Annotated in this window: 18 protein-coding genes; 11 read left to right on the top strand and 7 right to left on the bottom strand. The window is 50.6% G+C overall.

Going from position 1 to position 23,255, the window contains the following annotated elements:
- Positions 1-23 precede the first annotated feature (23 nt).
- From CF168_RS18320 to CF168_RS18310, 3 genes are all read left to right on the top strand, one after another.
- The gene (locus CF168_RS18320) at positions 24-4,970 is read left to right on the top strand and encodes a S8 family serine peptidase (protein ID WP_089068574.1); all 4,947 of its coding nucleotides are present in this window, start codon (positions 24-26) and stop codon (positions 4,968-4,970) included.
- A 167-nt stretch (positions 4,971-5,137) separates the two neighbouring features.
- Complete coding sequence (gene tnpA / locus CF168_RS18315) at positions 5,138-5,575, top strand: IS200/IS605-like element ISShes4 family transposase (RefSeq protein WP_089067186.1); 438 nt, start codon at positions 5,138-5,140, stop codon at positions 5,573-5,575.
- A 165-nt stretch (positions 5,576-5,740) separates the two neighbouring features.
- Positions 5,741-6,367 (top strand): flavin reductase family protein, encoded by a 627-nt coding sequence (locus tag CF168_RS18310; RefSeq protein WP_011621304.1) that lies wholly within the window; start codon positions 5,741-5,743, stop codon positions 6,365-6,367.
- 397 nt (positions 6,368-6,764) lie between these two features.
- Here the strand turns inward: CF168_RS18310 and CF168_RS18305 are convergent, their stop codons facing one another.
- The 3 genes from CF168_RS18305 to ubiD all read right to left on the bottom strand — a co-directional run bounded on the left by CF168_RS18305 (position 6,765) and on the right by ubiD (position 11,254).
- Complete coding sequence (locus CF168_RS18305; RefSeq protein WP_089068573.1) at positions 6,765-8,675, bottom strand: hypothetical protein; 1,911 nt, start codon at positions 8,673-8,675, stop codon at positions 6,765-6,767.
- A gap of 288 nt (positions 8,676-8,963) precedes the next feature.
- Positions 8,964-9,662 carry an NAD(P)H-flavin reductase gene (fre, locus tag CF168_RS18300; RefSeq protein ID WP_089068572.1) on the bottom strand — a complete coding sequence of 233 codons (699 nt, stop codon included), beginning with the start codon at positions 9,660-9,662 and terminating at the stop codon, positions 8,964-8,966.
- 110 nt (positions 9,663-9,772) lie between these two features.
- Positions 9,773-11,254, bottom strand: coding sequence for a 4-hydroxy-3-polyprenylbenzoate decarboxylase (gene ubiD / locus CF168_RS18295; protein WP_011627318.1), 1,482 nt, complete (start codon positions 11,252-11,254; stop codon positions 9,773-9,775).
- A gap of 158 nt (positions 11,255-11,412) precedes the next feature.
- On the opposite strand from ubiD, the gene CF168_RS18290 reads away from it, so the two are divergent.
- Positions 11,413-12,183, top strand: a complete 771-nt coding sequence (locus CF168_RS18290; RefSeq protein WP_089068571.1) for a hypothetical protein — start codon at positions 11,413-11,415, stop codon at positions 12,181-12,183.
- Positions 12,184-12,274: 91 nt separating this feature from the next.
- Complete coding sequence (locus tag CF168_RS18285; RefSeq protein ID WP_240520042.1) at positions 12,275-13,486, top strand: MFS transporter; 1,212 nt, start codon at positions 12,275-12,277, stop codon at positions 13,484-13,486.
- Between the two features lie 51 nt (positions 13,487-13,537).
- On the opposite strand, the gene CF168_RS18280 is transcribed toward CF168_RS18285, so the two are convergent.
- The 4 genes from CF168_RS18280 to arfB form a co-directional block, all read right to left on the bottom strand.
- Positions 13,538-14,215, bottom strand: a complete 678-nt coding sequence (locus tag CF168_RS18280; protein WP_089068570.1) for an SDR family NAD(P)-dependent oxidoreductase — start codon at positions 14,213-14,215, stop codon at positions 13,538-13,540.
- A 33-nt stretch (positions 14,216-14,248) separates the two neighbouring features.
- Complete coding sequence (accB, locus tag CF168_RS18275; RefSeq protein WP_089068569.1) at positions 14,249-14,698, bottom strand: acetyl-CoA carboxylase biotin carboxyl carrier protein; 450 nt, start codon at positions 14,696-14,698, stop codon at positions 14,249-14,251.
- Between the two features lie 34 nt (positions 14,699-14,732).
- The gene (gene aroQ / locus CF168_RS18270) at positions 14,733-15,167 is read right to left on the bottom strand and encodes a type II 3-dehydroquinate dehydratase (RefSeq protein ID WP_037428701.1); all 435 of its coding nucleotides are present in this window, start codon (positions 15,165-15,167) and stop codon (positions 14,733-14,735) included.
- A gap of 101 nt (positions 15,168-15,268) precedes the next feature.
- The gene (arfB, locus tag CF168_RS18265) at positions 15,269-15,682 is read right to left on the bottom strand and encodes an alternative ribosome rescue aminoacyl-tRNA hydrolase ArfB (RefSeq protein WP_011621314.1); all 414 of its coding nucleotides are present in this window, start codon (positions 15,680-15,682) and stop codon (positions 15,269-15,271) included.
- Between the two features lie 148 nt (positions 15,683-15,830).
- Between arfB and CF168_RS18260 the strand changes: the two genes are divergently transcribed.
- The 6 genes from CF168_RS18260 to CF168_RS18235 all read left to right on the top strand — a co-directional run bounded on the left by CF168_RS18260 (position 15,831) and on the right by CF168_RS18235 (position 23,223).
- On the top strand, positions 15,831-16,196 hold the full coding sequence (locus CF168_RS18260) for an STAS/SEC14 domain-containing protein (protein ID WP_011621315.1): 366 nt from the start codon (positions 15,831-15,833) through the stop codon (positions 16,194-16,196).
- 36 nt (positions 16,197-16,232) lie between these two features.
- The gene (locus CF168_RS18255; RefSeq protein ID WP_089068568.1) at positions 16,233-16,436 is read left to right on the top strand and encodes a DUF3012 domain-containing protein; all 204 of its coding nucleotides are present in this window, start codon (positions 16,233-16,235) and stop codon (positions 16,434-16,436) included.
- A 163-nt stretch (positions 16,437-16,599) separates the two neighbouring features.
- Positions 16,600-17,049: a hypothetical protein gene (locus CF168_RS18250; protein ID WP_167373719.1), complete on the top strand. Its 450-nt coding sequence runs from the start codon at positions 16,600-16,602 to the stop codon at positions 17,047-17,049.
- Positions 17,050-17,263: 214 nt separating this feature from the next.
- Complete coding sequence (locus CF168_RS18245; protein ID WP_089068566.1) at positions 17,264-18,634, top strand: TolC family protein; 1,371 nt, start codon at positions 17,264-17,266, stop codon at positions 18,632-18,634.
- A gap of 15 nt (positions 18,635-18,649) precedes the next feature.
- Complete coding sequence (locus CF168_RS18240; protein ID WP_089068565.1) at positions 18,650-19,933, top strand: efflux RND transporter periplasmic adaptor subunit; 1,284 nt, start codon at positions 18,650-18,652, stop codon at positions 19,931-19,933.
- A gap of 77 nt (positions 19,934-20,010) precedes the next feature.
- On the top strand, positions 20,011-23,223 hold the full coding sequence (locus CF168_RS18235) for an efflux RND transporter permease subunit (protein ID WP_089068564.1): 3,213 nt from the start codon (positions 20,011-20,013) through the stop codon (positions 23,221-23,223).
- Positions 23,224-23,255 lie beyond the last annotated feature (32 nt).

The following is a 23,255-nucleotide window of genomic DNA, read 5'->3' as shown; positions in this document are numbered from 1 at the left end:
TATATAATTCTGAAGGAAATGCTATGAACAATCAGCAGTTCAAACGTACCGCTATCGCGAGCCTGACTGCGCTCTATGTTAGTGGTGCTTGTACGTTTGCATTGGCCGACCCTGGAATGGAGAAGGTTGCAGGGAGCAGTTTTTATACTCCTACTTTCACCGCCGAAGATGTCTTAAAAGTGACCAATGAGCGCAAGGCTGAGTTAAGTGGTGACATTTATGTCGGCACGCCCGGACAGCTCAACCGCGTTAAAAAAGCCCGTTCCCCACAAGAGATTTTCCAGCCTGAAGCCAATTCACAGGGCGTGCAGACCTACATAGTGCAGTTAGAGGCCGAACCTCTGGCGACCTACGAGGGTGATATCCCTGGGTTCGCCGCGACTAAGGCGCCGGTTAACCGTTCTATCATCGCTAAGGGTCGTGTCAGCGTAAACACGGCGGCGGCTCAGTCCTATAAGAGTTTCTTGTTAGGCAAACAGGACAAGTTTGTTTCGAGTGTACGTCAAGCGGGCGTTAACCTGAAAATCAACAAGCAATTCACTATTGCCAGCAACGCTTTAGTCGTTGAGATGACGCAGGAAGATGCGATTCGCATGTCGCATCAGGCTGGGGTGAAGCGTATTTCTCCTAACCGTATTTTTGAACTGCGCACCGACCGCGGCCCAGAGTTCATTGGTGCCGACCAAATGTGGCAAGGCACCGCGACGCAAGGCGGTTTGCCCGTGAAGGGCGAAGGCATGGTTGTCGGTATTATCGATACGGGTATTAACACCGACCATGTCGCCTTTGCCGATGATGAAGAATATGCACGCTTAAACCCATACAAAGGTCAGGCGATAGGCGATTGTGGCGCCTTCCCTGAGCTATGTAACAACAAGTTAGTGGGCCTGCATTCTTACCCTGAAATCACCGATGTGTATGCCGCCCCTGAGTTCCAAACCTCTAGTGGCGCGAAAAAGCGTATTCGCCCTGCCAACGCAGAGGACTACGCTGGCCACGGCTCTCACACGGCCAGTACCGTTGCGGGTAACACTTTAAAAGATACACCACTGCAAGGTTTTACCGGTGATAAGGTCAGTGATGGTGTGGATGTACCTTTCACCTTCCCTCAGACCAGTGGTGTCGCCCCACGCGCGCACATTATTGCCTACCAAGTGTGCTGGCCAGGCAGCAGTGGCGACCCTTATGCGGGTTGTCCTGAGTCGGCCATCTTATCGGCTTTTGAAGATGCGATTGCCGATGGTGTCGATGCAATTAACTTCTCTATCGGCGGCGCTGAGAACATGCCTTGGGGTGACCCAATGGAGCTGGCCTTCTTATCGGCCCGTGAAGCGGGTATTTCAGTGGCAGCTGCGGCGGGTAACAGCGGTGCCTATTGGACGGCTGACCACTCATCACCTTGGGTTACCACAGTCGGTGCAACCACCCATGACCGTAAGCTGAAGGCGGGTATTAAGAGCCTCACAGGCTTCGAAGGCACGGGGAAACCAACGACGGCGATTCAAGGGACTAGCTTCTCTGGCGCGATTACCGGTGAAGTGGTGTTGGCGGAGAAATATGCCGATCCTAACACCAAAGATAGCTACACAGCGGCAAGCTGTAACGTGCCTTTCCCTGCGGGCACCTTTACATCGGATCAAATCGTCGTTTGTGAGCGTGGTGATATTGCCCGTATCGAAAAAGCGAAAAACGTGGCTGCAGGCGGCGCCGGTGGCGTGATCCTGCAAAATATGAGCTCTTCAGTGGATAACCTCGAAGCGGATATGTACGTGATCCCGGGTATCCAAGTGAAGTATGCCGATCGCCTTAAGATCCGTAACTGGGTACTGAAAAACCCAGGTACTGCGCGCGCGACCATTACCGACTTTACTAACGAGTACAGCTTCGACGCGGCAGCGGGCAATAACCTAGCGACATTTAGCTCCCTAGGTCCAAGTAAAACTAACAACACCTTAGTGCCAGATTTAACGGCGCCGGGTGTGGATATTTATGCGGCCAACGCCGACGATCAGCCATTTACCAATAACCCATCTGCGTCTGACTGGACCTTTATGAGCGGTACCTCAATGGCCGCGCCGCACGTTACTGGGGCTATGACGCTATTGACCCAGTTACACCCAGATTGGACTCCAGCTGAAATCCAATCTGCACTCATGCTGACCGCTGGTCCTGTGGTATTGAATACCGGTTATGAGTTGGTTGAACCTTACTACAACTTCATGGCGGGTGCGGGGGCGATCAACGTGGCGCGCGCAGCGGATACGGGATTAGTGATGGATGAAACCATCGACAACTACCGTAATGCCGATCCGACCAACGGCGGTGTAGTGAACTGGTTGAACTTGCCTTCTATGGTGGAAATGGAATGCGAGAAAACCTGTAGCTGGATGCGTACCGTTAAGGCGACCCGTGATGGCACTTGGACGGTTGAAGGTGTCGGCAAGGAAGAAGGTTTTGAGGTATCTGTATCGCCAGCGTCCTTCAGCCTGAAGGCGGGTGAATCGCAAAGCATTATTATCACTGCGAAAACGCCAAATCTTATCGAACATAAGGTGGAGCCAACAGATGCTTCGGCGCCTTGGAGCGAAGTGCTCAATAAGAATGCTTTCTTCAATGGCCAAGTGTTACTGAAAGAAATCAATGGCAGCTCACCGGATGTGCATATGCCAGTGGTGGTGGCTAGCGTTGCGGACCAGTTACCTGTAGCGCACCGTTTTGAAATCACTCGCGATCAAGGCACTGAGTCTTTGGTGGTGAACACTGACTCTTACAGCCAACTGACTCCACGTTTCTATGGCCCAGTGAAGCCAGAGATCAGCTCAAACAAATTAACCGCAGTGAGCGCGATCTTAAGCAAAGCGAACATCGACAAGGGCTGGGATATTCGCCCTGTGGTGGTGCCTGAAGGCACTAAACGCTTCGTGGTAGAAGTTCAAAAGGCAGAGTTTGTCTCGACGCTGGAAAACTTGAACCCACGCTATACCGAGATGCACCCCTTTATCATGGTGGGTCTAGATAAGAACGGCAGCAATACCTTCGTACCAGAGGGCGATAACCCAACGAGTTCTGCGATTCGCGCGGAATATATCGATGAGTTAATGTGTATTTCGAGCAGTCAGTCTGAGCATAACTACTGTAGCTTTGAGAATCCAACCCCAGGTACTTACTGGGTAGCCACCGCCATGGCCTATGGTGCGGGTCAAGGCGATGTTGCTGTTGAAACTGGCTATGCCCTAGTGATGGAAAACGATGACAAGGGCTACCTGAACATGTCAGGCCCGGCATCCCACGACGGTAATGGTAACTATGAGATTGGTCTTCACTGGAACATTCCTGAAACCAAAGCTGGCGATGTTTACTACGGTGGTTTCGACCTTGGCAATATGCCAGGTGCCGAAGGCACATTAGGCTTTACCGCGCTGGATATTCGTCGTGCCGACGATGCGGTAACTTGGTCTGTGAGCCAAGACAAGGCCCGTAGCATGGATGTCATCGACGTTAAGCTCAACATTGCGCCTAACTTAGAGACACAGGATCGTAACTACAAGTTCGAGATGAAGCTGCCGGAAGGTATGCGTCTCGCGACGGGAACGATCAAAACCAATAACGATGATGTGACCAAAGCGATCGTTGCCGATGAGCACAACCTAACCCTGAGTGGTTTACAGTTGTCGACACGCAACGTTGGACGTGAGTACAAGGTCAGCACCAGCTTAACCGATAAGATGTGCCATACACCGCTGATCGATGAATATTCGAAAGGCGGCTATATCGACCTGTGGGGCGAGTTCCGCATCCAGCCTAACGCAGACTGGTTTGTCGGTGACTTTAACAACGCATTCGATGTGCCTATCAATTGGCTGTTCTACAAACAAAACGCCAAGTTTGAAGTCTACAACCAACCTAACGCGGGGTACATGCGTATGCATACCGTGGGGGCGTTGCAGTTCAACACAGGTTATTGGTACATGTCACAACACCGTGGTCCAGGATTCTTGAACGAAGCCTTGGCACCATTCTGGCGTGGCACTTTCACCAGCAAGTATCGTCGCGATCCTTCTGAGCCATGGGGTTTAACCATTGCAACTCAGTATGCTGAAGACCGTCCAGATTTGGGTGATCTACTGTTCCTCGAGTTCGACAATGTTACCGACAGTAAAACAGGTGAAGAGTTTGACTTTGAAACCATTTTACGCAGCGGTATCGACGATCGTCCTGGCCAATACGAAATCATTTACGCCTATAGCAACTTAGGTGCAAATGTGGCGAAAGGCGCGGTATTTGTGGAAGGGTTTGACTCTCCATGGTCACGAACCGTAGGTCCAAAAAATGGCAACCTCTACGAAGTCTTAGGTTTCGATGACTTAGACGAAAAACTGCAAAACGATCTGGTGGTCTGTTATGACTATGTGGGTCCTGAGCAGAGCCGTATGGAAGTCAGCTTTAAAGTAGCCGTTCAACCGGAAGCTACGGGCAAGACGCTGAATGTTGAGCTGAACTATGACCTAGAAGGCGCAGCACCTACCACGTTAGTGCATACAGTGAATGTGAATGGCAATATCAAGTTAGCGCCAATTGCTAACCAAGTCGTTGCCGAAAACACCCGTCTCGAAGGACTGAGTGTCTCCTATGTGGATGCGAACAAGGTTCCGAACACGGTTGAAGTCACGGGCGAGCACATTAGTGCCGAGATCAAAGGTAGTCAGTTTACCCTGATCCCAGAAGCAAACTTCCACGGTGACACCTTAGTCACAGTGACTGTGCGTGATAACGAAATCAGCTCCGATGCCGCCAGCACTAGCTTTATGCTGACGGTAGAGTCTGATGGTGTTGAACCTACGCCAGTCACCCCAGTGACTCCTGAGACTCCTGAGCCAGAATCTAGCTCAGGCGGTGCCTTAGGATGGAGCTTACTCAGCTTGCTTTCTATGGCATTTATTCGCCGCGCTAAAAAAGCCACTCGTGCTTAATTAGCTTCATTCTCCAGTCAAAAAGAGGGACGCATGTCCCTCTTTTTATTGTCATCCCAAAACCACCGCCTCTGGCGGTGGTGATTGTCCCTTAAGGCTATAGCCTGAATAACGCCCATGTTAAAAGAGACCTTCTTATTCACCACAAGTAAGAGGAAACGAGAAACATGGGCGATTACAGAAGTTCATCACATGTTTACTGGCGTTGTAAATATCATATCGTTTGGACGCCTAAGTACAGATTCAAAATTCTAAAAGGTAACCTTGGTAAAGAGCCCTACAGGTCGATTTATATTCTATGCAATATGAAAAGTTGTGAGGTCTTAGAATTAAATGTCCAGATAGATCATGTGCATCTAGTCGTGATAATTCCCCCAAAGTTGTCAGTATCCACATTAATGGGGATATTGAAGGGTAGGAGCGCAATAAGGCTTTTTAACAAATTCCCTCATGTTCGCAAGAAGTTATGGGGAAATAGCTTTTGGGCGAGGGGTTATTTTGTTGATACGGTAGGCGTAAATGAGGAAATCATAAGACGCTATGTTCGCCATCAAGATAAGCAAGATCTAGAGCATGATGCTCAATTGTCGCTACAGATGAAGTAGGTGTAAGGAAATAGCCCCTTCCAGGGGCAAATCAAAGCCGCCTTCTAAGAAGGCGGATTCTTTACTGGGTTAATATCTTCCTGTTATTCGACCTGTTCACGGGTTAAGATGAATGACATGCGTGAATGCTAAGGTTTATTGGGCACAAATCGATAAGGGAAGAAGATGACTACAGAACGCTATTTTTACGAGCCGAGCAAGGGACATGGACTATCGCACGACCCCTTAAATGCGATTGTCGCCCCCAGACCTATAGGCTGGATCTCCTCGCGCAGTGCCCAGGGGCAACGCAATCTCGCGCCCTATAGTTTTTTCAATTGTTTCAACTACAAACCACCGATCATTGGCTTTGCCAGCACGGGCTGGAAGGACAGTGTCGCCAATATCGTCGACACCGGCGAGTTCGTCTGGAACCTCACCACCCGCAGCCTTGCTGAGAAAATGAATCAAACTTCCGCCATGTTACCCCGCGGGGAGGATGAGTTTGCCTTTGCCGGACTCACCCCCAAGGCGGGCACTATCGTCCAAGCCGAGTTGGTGGCCGAAAGCCCGGTAAACTTTGAATGTAAGCTGTCTCAATGTATTCAATTAACTGCCGCCAATGGGGACAAGATTGATACTTGGCTCGTCTTAGGTGAAGTCGTTGCCGTGCATATCGCCAAGCATTTGCTCAATAGTGAAGGTGTGTATCAAACCGCCCTCGCCGAACCCGTGCTGCGCGCCGGCGGCCCATCCGCCTACTATGGGATCTCCGAAGATCTGCGTTTCGATCTACATAGACCACAAGTGTAGGTGGTGGTACTCAAACTTCGTTTGAGTTTTTAAAGCAAAATCAACGTCGTGGGGCTTCACCCCCTATTTTTTATAAAGAGCCGACCAAAAGGGGAAAAGCGCCTGTTCCCCTTTTGGAAATCCCTCGGCGTCCCTAGCGAAGTTACATGCATTGGTTAGTGGTCTCATACTCCAATAAAAATTGCCTAACGGCTCAGATGGGACATCCATGTCTCCCCGAGCCTGCGCCATTATCTATGATGTCGCCACGGCTCAGCTCAAACAACTAAGTGCTATCTGTGTATTTCGACAACTTCGCAGCGGAGGCTAACTCCATTATTTTTGGTGTTGTTAGTTAGCCCGAAAAGTCAGAAGAATTGCGGGCGTCTCCATTCTTACTTTTATCTGTTGTACAACCTTAATAATTGAGGCACACAGCAGGTGGCAGTGGGGTGCCCTCTTTTGCGATTAACGTTGGGAATTGGTTGATGATTTGAGTGTATGACTCAGGGAACTTCAAACGTATCAATGACATTAAACGTTGATGATGAGGGTAGACCTTGGGTTCAAGTACCATTAGTAAGGATAAGTACTCCAATAGATGCTCAGGGTTAAATTCGTAATGGCTAGTCTCCAATAACAGATACAGTGGATCTCGTCCGCTTTCCCTATATGGATAGCTAATATGCTGATTAACCAAATAATTGAGCAGTGGAAGATCGCGATTCACTATCGCAATGTCGAGCCAACTTTTACCCGTATAATCTAGCTTGTCGATATCCAAACCTTCGGTCATAAGGGAAATCGTTTTGGAATTTGCCATGCGATACAAGGCATCGTAGTCGAATGTTTCTTGACGTAATTTGCTGAGTTGTAACTCAGTGAAATACTCGGGGTTATAACCTAATAGTTGATAGAAAAATTCACGATTTACATCCTCTTCTAACTGCGCGTCCTCAACCATTTTAATGGCTTCATTAATGTTATTCTGAGCCGCAAGCCTGTATATAGCGCTGTCTAAGTTGTGATCGCCACTTTGCCGTCTAGAAAGAGGTTGCCATTGTTGATAGTTAAAGCAATCAGCTAATGCTGGATCAATTTGATGGAGATGGGTGGCTGTGACTTCCTTGCCCTCTTTGGTTAGTTTATCGATAAAGTAAGAAAGACTACGTGGCTGCCATTGAGAATCTATTTTGTGAACGAATGACTGGCAATCAGCAACTGCTTCAGGTGTAGCACTGTTTGCATCTAGTTGTGCAAAATTGGCGTTAAGTTCTTTTAATAAAGGGGAGCTAGGATTAAAAGTTAATACTTTTTTAGGGAGTATATCTGTGAGTGTGAGGCCATACATTTGCTGTAAATTTGTTATTTGTTGTGCATCGAAGCTATAAATATGGCGAGGAAAGAAACCCACGGCTTTTTGATCTGACTGAATGCTAAAGTTGGCAGTGCTATTTAGTCCGTGAAGCGCTTTAATTATTTTGACTTGTCGTACAATTAAGTCATCTTCTAATGGAATATTCATTTGGAAATAGTAATCCAGACGAGCAAGGGCATAATCCATGGTTGTGCCTAGGTATGCATCATCACTGAGAACACTGTTCTTTTCTAGCAGAGTGGTTACGATCTGATCCCTGCCATAGTAGGCTGCGGTATCGATAAGATGTAGAGTTTCATTCTCTTGGATTCCGAATCCTATAATCTCATCAGTGTTATCAATTTTTTCAATGGCTTGTGACAATAATTGCTGGCTAAGTGAATCTTGTTTAAGCAACCAATCAACATCATCGATGCTGAGCTTCGTTTCTTTAATGAGTGCTAGTGCGTCAGCTGGACTGAGTGTGGCAATATTTTCTATTTGAGATTGAGGTATGCTTCTCTCGATTCGTACAAACGAGGGGAGATCAGGTACTAAAGCCTTTACTTGTTCGACTAAAATTTGATTCTGTTGATTAAGTTTTGAGTCTTTTTTGAGTTGCTTTGCCCGCCAATTAGCCGCGAAATTAGAATTTAAAAAGTGATCTATAGCCAATGTAATCTCATCGATAGAATACCCCTTGTCTAACCATTGATCCCATTCTTGTTTTTTAGCCCAATTCCAACGTGTTTCTTTTTCCGATGTAATAAGTTGCTGACAACTATAGTAGTTGTTAGGAGCCTTCAGTTTTTTGTGGGCGACTTCTTTCCCAAGTGCTACGGATGATGACGAAGTTGAGGGCTGGGCTGTTTTTATCTTGTCATTGGAATGCGATGAGCTGTTAGAGTTTTTTTGGGTAAACCAAAATAGCGCGGCAATACAGGCGAGTAAAGCGACAAGGTACTTCTTCATTTTGTTTCAATCCTTAAAACGAGCATAGAATTATAATGATGTTTTATAAGGGGATAATATCATTGGAGTTCGTCATAATATGACATTTTATTTAGTCAACGATGGTTAACATCATTTGATGTGTGGTTGTAAAAAATAGAATTAAGATTTCGTAAGGGATGGAATAACAGTGCTTAATCCTTACAGTTAATCAAGTTGCGCTAAAAACAAAACCCCAGTAAAAACTGGGGTTTATTGTTTGAGCCTATGTTGGCAAAGGTTACTCAGCCAAACTCACAAATCAACGCGTTATTTGATAAACGCGAAGGCATCGCCGTAGAGATGGGCTTCATCGACACCCATTTCACGGAAGATTTCGCGGGCGGCGCCGACCATATCGAAACGACCTGCGATATAAATGTCATAGCCATTGAGGCTGATATAATCTTGCTTGATTTGCACGAGCAGGTTAGCGGTTTTACCCTGCCAGTTAGCTGGAGCTTCTTCCACAACGGGCACAAAGTGTAACCAAGGGTGAGCGTCGTGCCATTGGCGGGCGATGCTTTCGTAGTACATTGCATCTTGGGTGCGGCAACCCCAGTAGAGGGTGGTTTCGACCTGTTGGCCGAGGGCGATTTGTTGCTCGACAATACTCTTAATGTAAGAGAAGCCAGTGCCACCGGCGATCAATAAACGTGGGCGCTGGCTGTCGTGGCGTAAGTGGGCTTCGCCGCCGGGAGCTTCGATGTCGATATGCGTGCTATTACGCAATTTTTCAACCACTTGCATTGGATAGCTTTCGCTGACGGCCGCGCCAATATGAAGCTCAATCACTTCGGCATTGGGGGCGGACGCGATAGAGAAGGGACGTTTATCTTTTTCACCCATCACAACACACAGGTATTGTCCCGCTTGAAACTCCAAGGGGGTGTCGGGCTTTAACCACACCTGATATACGGCGTCGTTAAAGGGGGTTACTTTCTCTATCTTACAACGTATGGTTTTCATCAAACTTCCTTTGCACCTTTCATCATTTGTTGTCGTTAGGTGTCACATTAAGGCCGCTGGCGGCCTATTCTCTTGGCTTAAGTGGGTACGAGAGTCGTGCTTAAGCTGAATTATAGGGTTGGGCTGTCGTCTATGCCTAACTCATCCCAGATTGAGTCGATCTTTTGCTTAACCTTAGGATCCATCACAATCGGCGTGCCCCATTCGCGGTTGGTTTCGCCTTCCCACTTATTGGTGGCATCGAGGCCCATTTTGGAGCCGAGGCCCGCCACGGGGGAGGCAAAGTCGAGGTAATCGATAGGCGTGTTATCGATCATCACGGTATCGCGCTTAGGATCCATACGGGTGGTAATGGCCCAAATCACATCGTTCCAGTCGCGGCAATTCACATCGTCGTCGACCACCACAATAAATTTGGTATACATAAATTGTCGCAGGAAGGACCAAGCGCCCATCATTACCCGCTTCGCATGGCCAGGGTATTGTTTGCGAATCGAGATCACCGCCATCCGATAGGAGCAACCTTCGGGCGGCAGGTAAAAATCAATAATTTCAGGATATTGCTTACGCAAAATCGGCACAAACACTTCATTGAGTGCCACACCTAACATGGCGGGTTCATCCGGTGGACGGCCTGTGTAGGTGCTGTGGTAAATCGGATCCTTACGGTGGGTAATATGGGTCACGGTAAAGACTGGGAATTTATCCGTCTCGTTGTAGTAACCCGTGTGGTCGCCGTAGGGGCCTTCTTCGGCCATTTCGTCGGGATCGATATAGCCTTCGAGGATGATCTCGCTGCTGGCGGGCACTTCTAAATCACAGCTTAATGCCTTGCAGACTTCGGTACGCTCGCCGCGCAGCAATCCTGCGAAGGCGTATTCGCTCATGGCATCGGGCACTGGCGTTACTGCACCTAAAATGGTCACAGGATCAGAGCCTAAGGCAACCACCACAGGGTAACGCTCGCCGGGGAATTGTTCTTTAAAATCGGCAAAGTCGAGGGCGCCACCACGGTGGGACAGCCAGCGCATAATGAGTTTATTCTTGCCGAGCAACTGTTGACGGTAGATCCCAAGGTTTTGACGACTCTTACGCGGACCTTTTGTGATAGTTAAGCCCCAAGTGACCAAAGGTGCGACATCGCCCGGCCAGCAATGCTGAATCGGCAACTGGGTTAAATCGACTTCATCGCCCGTTTTTACCACTTGCTGACAGGCGGGATTACGCACCGTCTTAGGCGGCATATTCAAGGCTTGCTTGAACATGGGGATTTTTGAAATCGCGTCTTTAAAGCCGCGTGGTGGCTCGGGTTCTTTTAAAAACGCCAGCAGCTCACCTACATCGCGCAGCGCGAGCGGGTCTTCTTTGCCCAGCGCCATGGCGACGCGTTTTGGGGTACCAAAGAGGTTGGCCAGCACTGGCATTGAATGATTCGTTGGATTTTCGAATAGGAGTGCAGGGCCTTTGGCGCGTAGAACGCGATCGGCGATCTCTGTCATTTCTAAATGAGGATCAACGGGGTAGCTAATGCGTTTGAGTTCGCCATTGGCTTCCAGATGATCAATAAAGCTGCGTAAATCCTTAAAACTCATGTGGAAATAGCCTCTGCAGTGGAAATCCGTGTGGCGCGCACTATAGCATTTTTCTGTTTTAGGGTTAACCTATTCAGTGATCTTCCAGCTTTGGAAGCGTAAAATGCTTGTCCTAGGTCGATGTTTATTTGACCAGTGCCCGGTATTTCGAGGTTTATATGACACTCTTTCCATGCCTTGTTAAAGATAAATATCTTCAACTTCAATCAGTTTGCTTACCTAAGTCGGCTGAGCCTTGGCATAAAACAGGCTTTAGCTTGTCTTTACTGGGTGCCTTACTGATTTGCAGTTTAGCCGTGCCGAATCTGGCGGCGGCGCGCGATCGTGGTAATGATCGCCATAGCGAGAGTCATGATCGGTACGACAATCACTACAATAATCACCATAAACATGGGGATAGCCACCGCCACTATCGTCCCTATTATCGTCCTTATTATCCATGGGGATTGGGCCTAGGTGTCGGCTTAGCGACGGGCTGGGGCACGGGTTGGAATCTCGGCTACGGTTGGAACAATAACGGTTGGAACGATTGGGGCTGGAATAGCTCGCGTTATTGGAATTCACCCTATTCGGGCATAGGCTTGTCTATTCCTATGGCCTATGATGATACGCCAGTGGCAGTTTCGCCCCCAGTGCGAGTCACAACGAGTATGCAATATTCGCCGAGTGAAGGCCGTATGGTGTCGAATATGCCAACGAATAGCGCGACTGTGATATCACAGACAGGTGCATCGACGGCTAGGGCATCCACAGCCTCGGCGGAGCAAATTGCCAATGTGCCCCGGGCACGGGCGGCGCGCAGTGTGTCGAGCCTGCCGAGCAATGCCAGAATAGTGCAACAGGATGGCCGTACCTTATATGAGTGGCAAGGTACGCTTTACGCCTTCGATTGGAATAGCCAAACCTATCAAGAACAGTTAGTGAAGTAATCTTGTTTTAGGCCTTATCGACGGGAGCCCCGAGTGGGCTCCTATTTTTTTCTTAGCCAGTTGTCGTTTTATAGAATCGCGGAGAAATCGTTTGCAAGCAGTTCAACCCCAGACTCAGGCTCAAAGCAGCGCGCTTTGGGTGTTACTCGCCTTGGCATTAGGCACCTTTGCCCTAGGCACCACAGAATTTGCCGCCATGACCTTAGTGCCTTATATCGCCAGTGATTTAAGTGTTGATGTCGCTCATGTGAGTTATGCCATCAGCGCCTATGCCCTTGGGGTGGTGGTGGGCTCGCCCATTATCATGGTGCTGGGGGTGAGGATTAAGCGGCGCACGCTGTTAATCGCCTTGGCCGCCATGATGGCGGTTGCCAATGGCTTAAGCGCCCTGGCACCTAGCTTGAATTGGTTAGTCTTTTTCCGCTTTTTAAGCGGCTTGCCCCATGGTGCATATTTTGGGGTGGCTATGTTACTGGCGGCGTCCTTAGTGCCTCCCGAGATGAAGGCTCGAGCGGTTTCTCGGGTGATTATCGGCTTAACCTTAGCCACTATCGTTGGCGTGCCCTTCGCGACTTGGATGGGGCAAACCGTCGGTTGGCGCTCTGGTATCGGCATAGTGGCGATTATTGCCGCCGTGACTGCTGTGATGTTGTATTTTCTCGCGCCGAATGTCGCCGTACCGCAAAATGCCAGCCCGAAAAAAGAGCTGCAAACCCTGAAGAACCGTGAAGTTTGGCTCACGCTCGGCATTGCGGCTATCGGTTTTGGCGGGATTTTCTGTGTGTATACCTATCTGGCCGAGACGCTGATCCAAGTCACCCAGGTCGAGCCCTTTAAAATCCCGGTGATGATGGCGGTCTTTGGAATTGGCGCCACCTTAGGCACCTTAGTCTGTGGCTGGGCGGCGGATAAGTCGGCGCTGGCGGCGGCATTTTGGTCGCTAGTATTAAGCACCTTAGTGTTGGCGCTGTATCCGAGTTTGACGGGCTCTTATTGGGCATTAATGCCGATCGTATTCTTTGTGGGTTCGGGGATTGGTCTAGCAACCATAGTACAGGCGCGATTAATGGATGTGGCCCCCGATGGGCAGGCCATGACGGGCGCCTTAGTACAATGTGCCTTTAACCTTGCCAATGCGATTGGCCCTTGGGTTGGCAGCTTAGTGATCTTATCAGGCCAAGGCATCGCCGCGACTGGCTATGCCGCAGCGCTGTTATCCCTCGGTGGTTTAGTCATGTGGTGGTTAACCCATAGGGAGAGTCGCCGCGCTGATAATCTTTGTACTGCAAACTGCATTGATTAAGCTGACCATGACGGCGCAGATCTATATCTGCGCCGCCTTTAAGTAAACTTCTTAACCTCTTTGTATGGTGATATCGGCGATATAACCATGTTCAGTGGCGAGCAGTGCTTGTTTTAGCATGCCTGCGGCCTCATCGGCGGACATAAAGCTTGAGGTATCTAGACTCTTACCACTACTAGGCCAAAAGCCGGTATCCATACCGCCGGGATAAACCGCAATCAACTTCATCGGACTCTGTTTGAGCTCCAAACGTACCGATTCGATAAAGCCTCGCACCGCCCATTTGGCGGCGCAGTAGGTCGACTCACCCGCTTTGGCGGCGAGGGCGGCGGTAGACATAACGATCACAACCTGAACTGCTTGCTGTTTATAGCGTTTCACCAATTCACGTACCAGCAGAATCGTCGAAGTAACATTGTTATTCAGCAGCGCTTGGATCTCACTCGCGCCTTGGGTTTCCAGTGCGCCGAAGTAACCACTGCCAGCGCAGTGGATAACCGTGTTGGGGGTATCGGTGAGGCCATCGAATAGCGCTTCGACACTCGCTTCGTCCGCTAAATCGGCACTGATGGCGCTGATGCTTTGGGTCGAAAATGGGCTGAGGGCATTGGCCACGGTATGCAGGCGATTGGCATCGCGCCCCGTCAGTGTAAGTGCTTGGTTATCCTTGGCATACAGGGCGGCTAACGCCGCGCCTAAGCCACTGCTTGCGCCAGTAATCAGTATCATCTTTACCTCTTGGTGTTCTCTGGATGTTTAGGCTTAGATTAAGGTAAATAGCGGCTGATCGAAGGCGACATCGTCCCCATTTTTCACCCAAATAGCGCCGACTATGCCGTCACGCTCGGCCTCGATGGGATTTTGCATCCGCATGGCTTCGATGATGCAAAGCGTGTCGCCGCGCGCCACCCTTTGACCTATGCACACCAAGGGCGCTTCGGTTTGGCCTTGCGAAGCATGGAAGGTGCCGACCATGGGCGATAGCTGCACAAAACCTTCAATCACAGGCAGGGCGTCACGGGCATTGGTAGGCTTTGGCGTCAGTGCAGAAGAGGGCGCAAGATGATGCGCGCCTTCAGGTGCGCTTGCGGTGTGCGGGCCGTAGCGAGTGATACGAATGGACTCTTCCCCTTCGGTAATCGCCAGTTCTGCAATCCCAGATTCCTGCACTAATTCAATCAGTTTTTTGATCTTTCGAAGGTCAACCGCCATGGCTTGTGGCTCCCTGTACTCACGCTAATCGCGTTTATGCCTTCAATCTCTTAATCGCCGCCGCGAGGGCAAACTCATAGCCTTGGGCGCCGAAACCACAAATCACCCCAATGGCCTTATCGGACAAATAGGAGTGGTGGCGGAAGGGCTCGCGGGCATGGACATTGGATAAATGCACTTCAAAGAAGGGAATATCTACCCCGAGCAGTGCGTCACGCAGGGCCACACTGGTGTGGGTAAAGGCTGCGGGGTTGATAATGATCATCTGCGCATCGGTGGCATGGATAGCGTTGATCAGCTCAAATTCGGCATTCGATTGAATATGTTCAAGTTCAACACCTGCTGCTTGAGCTTGCTCACTCAAAATGGCAACGATATCGGCTAAGGTTTGATGACCGTAAACACTGGGCTCACGGCGGCCAAGGAGGTTTAAATTGGGGCCATTGATGAGCAGAACTTTATGATTCATTACGCTTTCCTTTTACGACATACCTTAACGGGTTGAATGCCATTAACTTAACCTGTTCGGGCGGATTTTGCATTATGAATGTCACCGCGTTGTCGGCAGGGTTAATCAAACTTAATCTGTCGCATGGCTTTAGTGGCGCCACGTTGTTTTTTCGCATCTAAGCGTTTGGTTTGGCTGCTTTTGGTCGCGCGGGTTGGAATGCGTTTTTTGGGCACTTCGGCCACGCTGGCAACTAGAGCGATAAATTGCTCCAACGCAGTTTGCCGATTCGCCTCTTGGCTGCGACTCGCCTGACATTTGATAATGATTTTGCCACTGGCGGTAATCCGATGATCGGCTTTTTGCAGTAGGCGCTGCTGATAAAACTCGGGTAATGAGGAGTTTCTGATATCAAAAATCAATTGGGCGGCGGTGGAGACTTTATTGACATTCTGCCCGCCAGCGCCGCTTGAGCGGATAAATTGCCACTCGATTTCATTTTCCGGAAGTTCCACACGGTTTGAGATTTTTATCATGGCAGACTTAGGGTTTTGTCCAATTGCTTTGAGAAGCGAGCAATAACTGCTTATGGCTTTTCAATAGATTTGTTATCATCGGCGCATTCTTGCTGGGCAGGCGTGTTTGCCCGTTTGCAAAATAGTGTTCTCGTTTCGGAGTGCCTTTATGTTATGCCAAATCCCCGATATTGCTAAGGGTGTTATCAGTCTTTTCGCCAGTGGTCGACTCTCATCAACCGATTATCGTACCCGTTTACAGCCGGCCATTAAGAGTTACCGCAAGGATTGGGGACAAGTTTGCCTATATATCGAGGCGGATGTTTTACTCGAAGGCTGGGAATTTGAATCGCTAACGGGCAGCGGCGAAGTCCAACTCCCTAATTTTGAAGCCTTAGTATTTGTTGGTGGCCCAGATTGGGTGGGTAATGCTGTGCGCTTACTCGGCCCCTTTATGCAGGGCGAAGTGGCTTGGTTCCCCTTAGAACAAAAAGCCAAAGCTATCGACTGGATTGCGAAACGTTCAACTTTTTAACGGCCCATGGTGGGTATTACTTATAAGGAATTAACTATGCCTTTGTTGAAAACTATGACTGCCAAACCGACCGCTAAATTAGGCGCTATCGCCTTAGTGTTGGCCTTTACCGCAGGCTTAAGTGCCTGTGCGCCAGAGGTGGGCAGTGAAGCTTGGTGTAAGCAAATGAAGGATAAACCTTCTGGCGATTGGACGGCGAACGAAGCCGCCGATTACGCAAAACATTGCGTGTTTAAATAAGCTTTTCAAGCTAGTAGCGTCACAGCTTGGCTTCTTTTTAGTTGCAAGCTGTGAACTTATGCTTAGAATCCCTGTCTGAAGTTGCACAAGCTATTGCTTAACAACCTACTGAATTGTCCAAAGGTGATATTTGATTTCGACCGCCAAGCCATTCTTTAGCCGAATGGTCACCCTACTGATAGCCATTATCGTGCTGCAATTTGCGGGCGCGAATTTGGGTGCGCATCAGTTACATGCGGGTAATGGTGCCGAAGAAGCCGAGAATCATCCCCATCTCCAATTTAGTGCTCCCGTGACCACCTTGGCCCAATGTGTGGATTGTGCATGCCCCAATGAGCAGACACTCGGATTCAGTGCCGAGGCGTTTGGCGAAACTGCACTCAAGTCGGGCATAGCAACGGCGAGCGTGAGTGGCCATTCACACTTAGTGCAAACCACTGAAATTCAAGATTTTGACCTCTGCCTCGATTGCCAATGTCACGGCGGTCATGTGGCGTTGTTATCCCATACTGAGAGCCAAACGACAGTCGCGTTTGATATGGCCTATGTGCCGGCTGATTTAGCTTATTTCTCGGCAGATCAATTACCTAAGTACCGCCCTCCCATCGCTTAACCTTCAATATCTGCTTATCGCGTATCGCAGCGTTTTTGCGCTGCCATAAGCCCTTTATTTATCCCCACAGCATCGATGATGGGTCTAAAACGCCCATGGCTCGCGCTAGCGCTTTGAGCTTATTCGATATTTAACGCCTCTGGGGAGTGTTCGATTGGTATCCGTATGCCTATGGCGTGGGGCCAATCAATATTAGATATTGTTAGGAATTGCGATGAATAAAACCATTATCGCCCAGACCTTGTTTGCCCTCATGAGTAGCTTAGTGCTCGTCGGCGGACAGGTTAACTCTGCCGTTGCAGCAACTTCAGCCCTCGAATCCAAAGTGCTTAAGGACGATTCAATCGCCTCATCGGTTGAATTGGCACCAGACAACTTATTAGCCACTGAGACTCAAGCCTCACTCAATCAGTGGTTGCCTGAGTTACTCAAGCAAATTAATCAGTTACCCGAAGTGCAGGCGCAAATTGCTCGGCAGCAACAGGCAGAGCTTGCCATTGCGGCTGCGGATCGCGCCATCTATAACCCTGAGCTTGGACTCAATTATCAAAACGCCGACACTGATACCTACAGCCTAGGGCTGAGCCAAACCCTAGATTGGGGCGATAAGCGCGGCGTGGCGACTCGCCTTGCCCAGCTCGAGGCGCAAATTCTGTTAGCGGATATACAGCTAGAGCGCAGTCAGATGTTGGCCGAGCGGCTATTGGCACTGGCTGAGCAGGCGCAGAGTAATAAGGCGCTGACCTTCGCCGAGCAGCAATTAAGGTTTACGCAGGCACAGCTCAATATTGCCGAGCAGCGCTTTGCGGCTGGGGATTTATCCGATGTTGAATTGCAACTGCTAAAGCTCGAATTGGCGAGTAACACCGCCGACTATGCGCTGGCTGAACAAGCGGCGTTAGTGGCCGATGGCAAAGTCATCGAATTACTTGGAGTCGATAAGCTGGGATTTAGGGAGTTTATCCCCGAGATCGGCCAATGGGTGTCTAAGATGACCCCGAAAGTGGATTTACCCGCATTGACCAGTGCCCATCAACAGGTGTTGCTGGCGAAGGCCAATGCCATGAAGGTTAAGGCGGACACGGCGGCCGATCCCACCATCAACCTCGGTGTTGAAAAGGAAGGCGATGACAACAAGTTTGGCGTCGGCGTGGCGATCCCTTTGCAGGTGCGGAATAACTACAGCGAGTTACAGTCGGTTGCCGATAAAGGCATCGCTATCGCAGAGCAGAACTACTTAGCCCGTGAGCGCGTACTTACGGCCAAACAGGCACAATTTGCCAATGCGTTACCCCGTTTACTGGCGCGCTACCAAGATTGGCGCGAGCGAGTCGCAGCCTCGGGGAGTAAAGCCGCTAAATCCTTAAGTGAGCAGTGGCGTTCGGGTGATGTGAGTACTAGCGAGTATTTGCAGAGTCGACGTCAGCTCGCGGCCAGTTATTTGGTCGGTTTAAACCTCGAAACGGCAATTTATCAGAGTTGGTTAACTTGGATGGGGGACAGCGGTCAGCTGCTGCCCGTGGTTGACACATTCGCCGACAAATCAAGTTCCACTTCTTCCACAAATGCCGTGCCAGCAAAGTAATCGTGAGGTAACACTATGAATTCATTTACTCAAAAATTGTCTTTCCATACTTTGGGCACAGTGTCTGCTGAAGGCTTAAGGTCGTTATTTACTCCTTCTCGTTTAGCTTTGGCCTTGATGCTTGCCTCCTTAACCCTGACGGCGCCAACCTTCGCGGGCGAAGGCCATGATCACGACGCTGAAAAGGTCACCAATCAGGCGGAAAAGAGCGCTTCCGCGACAGAAGATGACCATGGTGAGCAGGCACTTACTTTTACACCTGCGCAGCTGGAACTCGCTGGCGTGCGCCTGTTGCCCCTGAGCAGCGACAGCTTAAGTCTTAGCAATCTTAATCTCGATATTCGGGCGACGGCGACCTTAGTGGTTGACCGTGATAGAACCGCGACCTTAGCGCCACAGCTGGATGTGCGGGTGCAGGCGCGCCATGTGGTGCCCGGCCAAGAGGTGAAAAAAGGTGAGCCCTTACTGACCTTAGGCGGCGCAGAAGTCGCCAAGGCGCAGGCGGAATATATCAATGCCGCCGCCGAGTGGAGTCGAGTGCGTCGGATGAGCGAGGGCGCAGTAAGCGTGAGCCGCAGAATGCAGGCGCAGGTCGATGCCGAACTTAAGCGAGCGATTCTGGAGGCGATCAAGATGACGGATGCACAGATCCGTACCTTAGAGTTGACTCCAGAAGCTATCGGCAGCTATCAACTTTTAGCGCCTATCGATGGCCGTGTGCAGCAGGATATTGCCATGCTAGGCCAAGTGTTCACCGCTGGCACACCATTAATGCAGTTAACCGATGAGTCGCACCTGTGGGTGGAAGCGCAATTAACTCCTGCACAGGCGGCTAATGTGAATGTCGGCGGCCCGGCGTTGGTGCAAGTGGGGGATAAAACGCTGGCGGGCAAGATTATTGGCCGTTCCCATGAGCTGGATAGCGTGACCCGCACCGAGCAGATTTTAGTCAGCATGCCCAACCCTGAGCATGTGTTGCACGCGGGGCAATTTGCCGAGCTGTATTTTGCCGATGCGCCTAAGGGCAGCGACTTATCATCAGGCTTTTCTTCAGGAATCGTCTTGCCCGATGCGGCGCTTACCCGCAGCGGGGATGGCGATTGGCAGATCTTTATTCAAGACGAGGATGGGTTTGAAGCCATTGAGGTGGAGCTGGTGCAGCGTCAGCGTGGCTTAAGCCTAGTGCGCGGCGACAAGTTGGATAAGGCAAGACAGGCACAACTAAAAGTGGTAGTGGGAGGCGCATTTTTCTTAGCGTCGGAGCAGGCCAAAGCTGGCTTTGATATTCATGCCCACTAATGCCGATGAGTCGAACCTTATCAAGCCCTATTTTTACGCCTTTTTAAAGGCTTAGGGCGAATGCACGAGGAATTTATATGTTGCAAAAAGCAATCGAAGCCGCGATTAAAAATCGGCTATTAGTAGTGCTGGCACTGCTTGCTGTAGTGGTCGCCAGTGTCGCCATGTTGCCTAAATTGAATCTGGATGCCTTTCCCGATGTGACCAACGTACAGGTGACCATCAATACTGCGGCCGAGGGCTTGGCCGCCGAAGAGGTGGAAAAGCTCATCAGCTACCCGGTCGAATCGGCCATGTATGCCTTGCCGGCGGTGACCGAGGTGCGCTCATTATCGCGGACTGGCTTGTCCATTGTGACCGTGGTATTTGCCGAGGGCACGGATATTTACTTTGCCCGTCAGCAAGTATTTGAGCAGTTACAGGCGGCGCGGGAGATGATCCCAAGCGGAGTGGGCGTGCCAGAAATTGGCCCTAACACTTCAGGCTTGGGGCAGATTTATCAGTATATTCTGCGGGCCGATCCTAGCTCTGGCATTAATGCCGCCGAGCTGCGTAGCCTTAACGATTACCTCGTTAAACTGATCATGATGCCGGTTGGCGGCGTGACCGATGTTTTATCCTTTGGCGGCGAGGTGCGCCAGTATCAAGTGCAGGTCGACCCTAACAAGCTGCGAGCCTATGGTTTGTCGATGGCGCAGGTGAGTGAGGCGCTTGAGAGCAATAACCGCAACGCTGGTGGCTGGTTTATGGACCAAGGCCAGGAGCAATTGGTGGTGCGGGGTTATGGCATGTTACCCGCAGGTGAAGCAGGGCTTGCCGCGATCGCCCAAATTCCGCTGACTGAAGTCCGTGGCACGCCTGTGCGAGTGGGCGACATTGCTAAGGTCGATTTTGGCAGTGAGATCCGTGTTGGGGCCGTGACTATGACGCGCCGCGATGAAGCGGGTCAGGCGCAAGCCTTGGGTGAAGTGGTCGCGGGCGTCGTGCTAAAGCGCATGGGCGCCAACACTAAGGCGACGATTGATGATATCGATGCGCGGATTAATCTGATTGAGCAGGCACTGCCCAAAGGCGTGTCCTTTGAGGTGTTTTACGACCAAGCGGATTTAGTGGATAAAGCCGTTACCACAGTGCGCGATGCGCTGCTGATGGCCTTTGTGTTTATCGTGGTGATCTTGGCGCTGTTCCTCGTGAATATCCGCGCGACCTTGCTAGTGCTGCTGTCTATCCCTGTATCCATTGGTTTGGCGCTAATGGTGATGTCTTACTATGGCCTGTCTGCCAACTTGATGTCTCTTGGTGGGTTAGCGGTGGCCATTGGTATGTTGGTCGATGGTTCTGTGGTGATGGTTGAGAATATTTTCAAACATTTAACTCAGCCAGACCGTCGCCATTTAGCCCAGGCGAGAAGCCGCGCCGATGGCGAAGTCGACCCATATCATGGCGATGAGGATGGCAGTGCTCACGCTTTAGAAGCGGATAACAGCATGGCCGTGCGCATCATGCTGGCGGCGAAGGAGGTTTGCAGTCCGATCTTCTTCGCGACCGCCATCATCATTGTGGTGTTTGCGCCGCTATTTGCGCTGGAAGGGGTTGAGGGCAAGTTGTTCCAACCTATGGCGGTCAGCATTATTTTGGCGATGATTTCCGCTTTACTGGTGGCCTTGATTGCCGTGCCTGCTCTGGCGGTTTATCTGTTTAAGCGTGGCGTCGTGCTCAAGGAGAGCGTCGTCTTAGCACCTTTGGACTCAGCCTATCGCAAGCTGCTGAGTGCAACCCTTGCTAGGCCAAAGTTGGTGATGATCAGCGCGTTGCTGATGTTTGCCATGAGTATGGCCTTGCTGCCAAGGCTGGGTACCGAGTTTGTGCCCGAGCTAGAGGAAGGCACGATTAACCTAAGGGTGACACTGGCACCGACCGCGAGCCTTGGCACTTCTTTAGATGTAGCGCCAAAACTTGAGGCCATGTTGCTGGAATTCCCCGAGGTGGAATATGCCTTGAGCCGTATCGGTGCGCCCGAATTAGGCGGCGATCCTGAGCCTGTCAGCAATATCGAAGTCTATATCGGTCTTAAACCCATCGAAGAATGGCAATCGGCTAGCTCGCGTTTGGAGCTGCAACGGCTGATGGAGGAAAAGCTCAGTGTCTTCCCTGGACTGCTACTCACCTTCTCACAACCGATTGCGACGCGGGTCGATGAGTTGCTCTCTGGAGTAAAGGCGCAGTTGGCGATTAAGCTTTTTGGCCCCGATTTAGATGTCTTATCAGAAAAGGGACAAGTGCTCACCGATCTGGTGGCGAAAATCCCCGGCGCCGTGGATGTGTCCCTCGAGCAGGTCAGTGGTGAGGCGCAGCTGGTAGTGCGGCCAGACCGCTCGCAGCTTGCCCGTTATGGCATCAGTGTCGACCAAGTGATGTCGCTAGTCAGCCAAGGGATAGGCGGTGCCAGCGCCGGACAGGTGATCGACGGTAACGCGAGATACGACATCAATTTGCGCCTCGCAGCCGAGTATCGCAGCAGCCCAGATGTGATTAAGGATTTACTCCTTAGCGGCAGCAATGGTGCCACAGTGCGTTTAGGTGAGGTGGCCAGCGTTGAGGTGGAAATGGCGCCGCCGAATATTCGCCGTGATGATGTGCAGCGTCGCGTGGTGGTGCAAGCCAACGTGGCGGGGCGGGACATGGGATCTGTGGTCAAAGATATCTATGCGCTGGTGCCTCAGGCCGATTTGCCCGCAGGATATACTGTGATTGTGGGTGGTCAGTACGAGAACCAGCAGAGGGCACAACAAAAGCTGATGTTGGTGGTGCCTATCTCTATCGCTTTGATTGCCTTGCTGTTGTACTTCTCCTTTGGTGCGCTAAAGCAGGTCTTATTGATCATGGCAAACGTTCCTTTGGCATTGATCGGCGGTATCGTGGCGCTGTTTGTCAGTGGCACTTATCTGTCGGTGCCGAGCTCCATTGGTTTTATCACGCTGTTTGGGGTGGCGGTACTCAATGGCGTGGTGTTAGTGGACTCGATTAATCAGCGCAGGCAGAGCGGCGAGTCGCTCTATGACTCGGTTTACGAAGGCACGGTTGGCCGTTTACGCCCCGTGCTGATGACGGCCTTGACCTCTGCCTTGGGCTTGATCCCCATCTTAGTGTCGTCGGGTGTGGGCAGTGAAATCCAAAAGCCGCTGGCGGTGGTGATTATCGGCGGGCTGTTTAGCTCTACGGCACTGACGTTATTGGTGTTACCGACCCTGTATCGTTGGTTATATCGCCACGATAAGTCGCCCGCCTAATGGGATGTTGAGCCTTGGCCTCATTTTGTGGC

It is taken from the genome of Shewanella bicestrii (assembly GCF_002216875.1).
Taxonomy (GTDB): Bacteria; Pseudomonadota; Gammaproteobacteria; order Enterobacterales; family Shewanellaceae; genus Shewanella; species Shewanella seohaensis.
This window is presented reverse-complemented; position numbering and strand designations above follow the sequence as displayed.

What these genes read in the sequence shown, in the direction of transcription:
- CF168_RS18320 (WP_089068574.1), top strand. Translation starts at nt 24, where the DNA reads ATGAACAATCAGCAGTTCAAACGTACCGCTATCGCGAGCCTGACTGCG.
- tnpA (WP_089067186.1), top strand. Translation starts at nt 5,138, where the DNA reads ATGGGCGATTACAGAAGTTCATCACATGTTTACTGGCGTTGTAAATAT.
- CF168_RS18310 (WP_011621304.1), top strand. Translation starts at nt 5,741, where the DNA reads ATGACTACAGAACGCTATTTTTACGAGCCGAGCAAGGGACATGGACTA.
- CF168_RS18305 (WP_089068573.1), bottom strand. Translation starts at nt 8,675, where the DNA reads ATGAAGAAGTACCTTGTCGCTTTACTCGCCTGTATTGCCGCGCTATTT.
- fre (WP_089068572.1), bottom strand. Translation starts at nt 9,662, where the DNA reads ATGAAAACCATACGTTGTAAGATAGAGAAAGTAACCCCCTTTAACGAC.
- ubiD (WP_011627318.1), bottom strand. Translation starts at nt 11,254, where the DNA reads ATGAGTTTTAAGGATTTACGCAGCTTTATTGATCATCTGGAAGCCAAT.
- CF168_RS18290 (WP_089068571.1), top strand. Translation starts at nt 11,413, where the DNA reads ATGACACTCTTTCCATGCCTTGTTAAAGATAAATATCTTCAACTTCAA.
- CF168_RS18280 (WP_089068570.1), bottom strand. Translation starts at nt 14,215, where the DNA reads ATGATACTGATTACTGGCGCAAGCAGTGGCTTAGGCGCGGCGTTAGCC.
- accB (WP_089068569.1), bottom strand. Translation starts at nt 14,698, where the DNA reads ATGGCGGTTGACCTTCGAAAGATCAAAAAACTGATTGAATTAGTGCAG.
- aroQ (WP_037428701.1), bottom strand. Translation starts at nt 15,167, where the DNA reads ATGAATCATAAAGTTCTGCTCATCAATGGCCCCAATTTAAACCTCCTT.
- arfB (WP_011621314.1), bottom strand. Translation starts at nt 15,682, where the DNA reads ATGATAAAAATCTCAAACCGTGTGGAACTTCCGGAAAATGAAATCGAG.
- CF168_RS18260 (WP_011621315.1), top strand. Translation starts at nt 15,831, where the DNA reads ATGTTATGCCAAATCCCCGATATTGCTAAGGGTGTTATCAGTCTTTTC.
- CF168_RS18255 (WP_089068568.1), top strand. Translation starts at nt 16,233, where the DNA reads ATGCCTTTGTTGAAAACTATGACTGCCAAACCGACCGCTAAATTAGGC.
- CF168_RS18250 (WP_167373719.1), top strand. Translation starts at nt 16,600, where the DNA reads ATGGTCACCCTACTGATAGCCATTATCGTGCTGCAATTTGCGGGCGCG.
- CF168_RS18245 (WP_089068566.1), top strand. Translation starts at nt 17,264, where the DNA reads ATGAATAAAACCATTATCGCCCAGACCTTGTTTGCCCTCATGAGTAGC.
- CF168_RS18240 (WP_089068565.1), top strand. Translation starts at nt 18,650, where the DNA reads ATGAATTCATTTACTCAAAAATTGTCTTTCCATACTTTGGGCACAGTG.
- CF168_RS18235 (WP_089068564.1), top strand. Translation starts at nt 20,011, where the DNA reads ATGTTGCAAAAAGCAATCGAAGCCGCGATTAAAAATCGGCTATTAGTA.